At 70.5% G+C, this 3,729-nt stretch carries 3 protein-coding genes and 1 pseudogene; all 4 read right to left on the reverse strand.

The genetic code is table 11. The annotated features are described in order from the left end of the window. Positions 1 to 296: 296 nt before the first annotated feature. Complete coding sequence (locus AB0I98_RS49535; protein WP_362953080.1) at positions 297 to 2,378, reverse strand: cell division protein FtsK; 2,082 nt, start codon at positions 2,376 to 2,378, stop codon at positions 297 to 299. 396 nt (positions 2,379 to 2,774) lie between these two features. Continuing rightward, a complete protein-coding gene (locus tag AB0I98_RS49540) occupies positions 2,775 to 3,110 on the reverse strand; it encodes a hypothetical protein (RefSeq protein ID WP_362953076.1) in 336 nt (111 codons plus the stop codon). After that, positions 3,107 to 3,304, reverse strand: coding sequence for a hypothetical protein (locus tag AB0I98_RS49545; protein ID WP_362953078.1), 198 nt, complete (start codon positions 3,302 to 3,304; stop codon positions 3,107 to 3,109). The genes AB0I98_RS49540 and AB0I98_RS49545 overlap by 4 nt, the downstream gene beginning before the upstream one ends. Next, positions 3,292 to 3,729: pseudogene (locus AB0I98_RS49550) on the reverse strand (hypothetical protein); the annotation flags it as partial. The gene AB0I98_RS49545 and the pseudogene AB0I98_RS49550, both read right to left, overlap by 13 nt.

Genomic DNA, 3,729 nt, shown 5'->3' on the forward strand with positions numbered 1-3,729 from the left:
TTGCCGCGCTTGAGGCGGCCTTTGCGGTCGGTCTTCATCGCGAAGCCGAAGCCGCGGCACTTGCGGCAGTCGCCGAACGGGCTCGCCGCACACAGACTCGCGTAACCGAGAGTGACGGCGAGTAGGCAGGCGCTAGCAAGGAGGATGAGGGTCATGAGGGTGCCTTCCAGGCGGGTTTCCTGGGTTCTCGCAGGTCGGATGCTAGGTGCGAGTTTGCTGATCAGGGCCGGTTTGGGGTGCTAGTGGGGGTGCTAGGTCTAGCAGCGCGGGCTGCTAGACCTAGCACCCGTGCGCGGTCAGTCCGAGGACCGCTTTCCGTCACGTAGGGTGATGGCTTTGGTGATGTCGGCGCGGGCGATGCCGCGGCGGGTGGTGCCTTTGCCCTTGTCGGTGGTGCCCCACACGTCCTGTGCCGCGATGCCGTGCGGGCGCAGGTTCGTGGTCACCGTCTCGGCCTTCCAGCCGCCGTACATCTCCGGCCGCAGGCTGGCGAGGCGGGCGGCGACCTTCTCGTTCCACACCTTGTCTTCGTCCGCGGCCACCACCTTGACGATGTCCGCGAGCAGATCGAAGGCGGGCTCGCCGCTGTCGGGCGTCTCGCCGATGGCGTGGCCGGTGATGTTGCCGTACGCCTCGCGCATCTTCCGCGCGCGGACGACGACCTGTTCGGCGCCGACCGCGTCGACGAACGCGCTCGCCACGATGCGCGGGTCGTCGCCCTCACCGGCCATCCAGCAAATCCCGCGGTCGGTGCGGGAGAACATGGTGGCCCGGTATCCGGCCTTGTACATCGACGTACCCAGCACCATGTCGTTGGCGGGCTGCCCCATCACCTTCAGGCAGAACCGCAGCACCGCGTTGGAGCTGATCCCGGTGGGCAGCGACTTCGCGTCCGGCCGCTGCGTGCCGAACAGCATCGTCATGCCCAGGGCGGGACCGCGCTTGCCCAGGTCGGTGGCGATCTCTTCGATCTCCGCACCGTACTTCTCGTGCTCGAAGGGGACTTGGCACTCATCGAACCCGGCGACGATCGGGTGCAGGCCAAGGGACTTGTCGTTCGCCAGCTCGGGGGTGACCTTGGACTCCGGGCAGCGCGAGCGCGGCAGGGACTTGATGACCTTCGCCCGCCGGCGCAGCTCCGCCCGCAGCTCCCGCAGCGATTCGAGGACGTACAGGATGTCCTCGTCCTCGTCTCCGGCCCGGTAGCGGTGGCAGACCGGCTCCAGGGCGCCGAAGTCGCCGGTGCCCTTGAAGTCGAACGCGTACAGCGCCGCGCGCGGGTCCAGGGCGGCGATGAGCAGGAACAGCCGCATCAGGAACGTCTTGCCCATGCGCGGGATGGAGCCGACCACCACGCTCGCGAACATGAGCGTGACGGACACGTCGGCCATGCGCTGGTCGTTGCCGAACACGACCGGCTTGAACAGGTCCACCTGCCCGGACTTCAGCAGCGGCCATGCCGGCTTGGTCGTCTCGTTCATGGGCTTGTCGCCCACCCACAGGATCAGCCGACCCTCGTGCTCGGTCGGGTCGGCCGACGGCCACACGCAGCCGACCTTGCGGCGCAACCCCGAGGCCAGCGACTTGCGCTCCTCCATGATGTCCTCCGGGGTCACACCCCAGGGCAGGTCGAGATCGGCGCGGTAGCCGGGGCCGTCCCGGGTGATCTCGGAGGTGAAGCGCATCCCGTTCATGTCGCCGCCCTTCTTGATGGCGGCCGTCAGCTTCGGGTTGCCGATGTTGTCCAGCGCACGCAGCACGATCGGCCCGGTGAGCTTCTGGATCTCGGTCTTGAGCACCGCGGGCCCGATCACGGGATGGTCCTGCGGAGCGCCCCAGAACCCGCACACCAGCACCGCGGCAGAGGCCAGCACACCCAGCCAGGCCGGGGCCATCACGTACAGGGTCAGGGCGAACGCGGTGCCGAAGACGAGCGCCACGGTCGACACGAGCACGCGCAGCCGCACCCGGCCGTCGCGCTGCCGGGACAGCTTGAGGTATTCGGCGGTGTTCTCCCTGCGCACCTCGTACTCGCGCAGCGGAGCACCCTCGGCATCCCACACCCACCGGTTCGTCTCGCGCACCAGGCGGGCCGCGCCGCGCGGCGCGAGCCGGGTCAGCCGCAGGGCGTACCAGGGGGTGCGGATGCCGTGGTAGGCGGTGGCGTAGAAGGCGTTGCCACTCGCCCGCTGCACGGTCGAGACGAACCCCGGCTTGGACGTCAGCCACGTCGGCAGGATCGGCCGACGCTTGTACGTGGTGACGCCCGGCGCGGGCAGGTCCGGCCGGTCGACCGGTCGGGCGACCCGGTCGCCCGACTCCTCATCGTCCGCGTCGGCCGACTCGGCGCCCGACTCGGTCGGGCGGAAGTGGGGCATCGGGGCGGGGTCGGGGTCGGCCGCCCCGTCACGGGCCGACCGTGCCTTGTCGAGGTCGACTACCTCGGCGCCCATGCCGACCGGCTCGTCCGGGGGCGGGAAGGGGGTTGTTTCCGTCACGATGTATCTGCTCCTCACGGGAGTTGAAGGGCCCGGCCGGTTGCTGTGGAAGGCGGGCGGCCGGACCCTTTCGAAGGCCGCTACAGTCGCGGCATGGGTGGGGATTCACAGGGCAGAACTCGGCCGTGCAAGTGGTGCCATGAGCCGGTCCAGCAGCCTGGACGGTGGCGACGGCGGCGTTTCTGCAGCCGTCAGCACCGCTGGAAGTACCGGGGCACGTCATCCGTCCTCCGGTTCCTGGACAGCCTGTAGCCACTTCGAGGCGTGCGGCCGAGGTCAGAGGTCGAACAGGCCGCACTGATCCGTAGCGGCCGCGGGCAACTGCTTCCGGGCGAGCCGGGCCGCTCCGGCGCGGCAGTCGGGGCACCAGGCCCGCAGCTCACTCGCCGGGAGGCGGGCGGCGGCGACGTCGGAGGCGAGCGGGTCGACCGGCGCGGCCATCAGCCGCACCAGGCGCCCGTGCTTGCTGGTGTAGTGGTCGTGCTCGTGCTGGCAGCGGCCGTCGCCCTTGGTGTGGGGCTGGCCGCACTCGCCGCTGCACTGGCAGCGGTGGCCGGCCGCCTGCATGACGGCGGTGAACACGGCGGCGCCGACGATGGGTTGGGACTTCATGCCGCGGCCCTCCCCCATGCCGGGGGCTCGGACCGGTCGAGCAGGAAGCGGAGCGCGGCGAAGGCCTGTTGCGGGACCACGCCGTTGCCGAGCGCTTTGAGCTGTGCGGAACGGGACAGGCCGGGGACGGCGGTGACGTGCCCGACGTCGAGGCCCATGAGCCATTCGACGAACGGCGGGTTCAGCCGTCCCACAGCGTCAACTGGCCCGGGAGCGGGGCGGCCGATGACCTGCGCCCACCTTTCGACCGCCGTGGCGTACTGGCCCCAACGCTCCGGGCCGCGTCCGTCAGCGTCTGTCCATGTCCCCAGTCCGGATTCGCTCCGCTGCTGCTCTTCGAGTCCGTCGCGGTCGGTGTCGGCAGCAGCTCCCCCACTTCGGCGGCCAGGCTCTTGCCGTGCGTGCCCGCTTCCTGTGAAGGACTGCGTTTGGTCTGCCGGTTCTCGTTCTCCGACGCGCGCGGCGTGGGCAGCAGGGAGACGACGTGGCGCAGGTTCATCCCGCCCTGCGCCGCGTGCCCGGGACCGGTGTTCTCCGAGGTCGACGGGGTCGGCAGGAGCGAGCCGACGGCGGTCGGGAGCTGTCCCCGCTGCCCGCCGCCCTTCCAGTCCCGCGCGGC

It is taken from the genome of Streptomyces sp. NPDC050211, from assembly GCF_040656035.1.
Classification (GTDB): Bacteria; Actinomycetota; Actinomycetes; order Streptomycetales; family Streptomycetaceae; genus Streptomyces.

Coding starts and splice junctions, on each gene's coding strand:
- AB0I98_RS49540 (WP_362953076.1), bottom strand. CDS start 3,110: ATGAAGTCCCAACCCATCGTCGGCGCCGCCGTGTTCACCGCCGTCATG.
- AB0I98_RS49535 (WP_362953080.1), bottom strand. CDS start 2,378: ATGCCCCACTTCCGCCCGACCGAGTCGGGCGCCGAGTCGGCCGACGCG.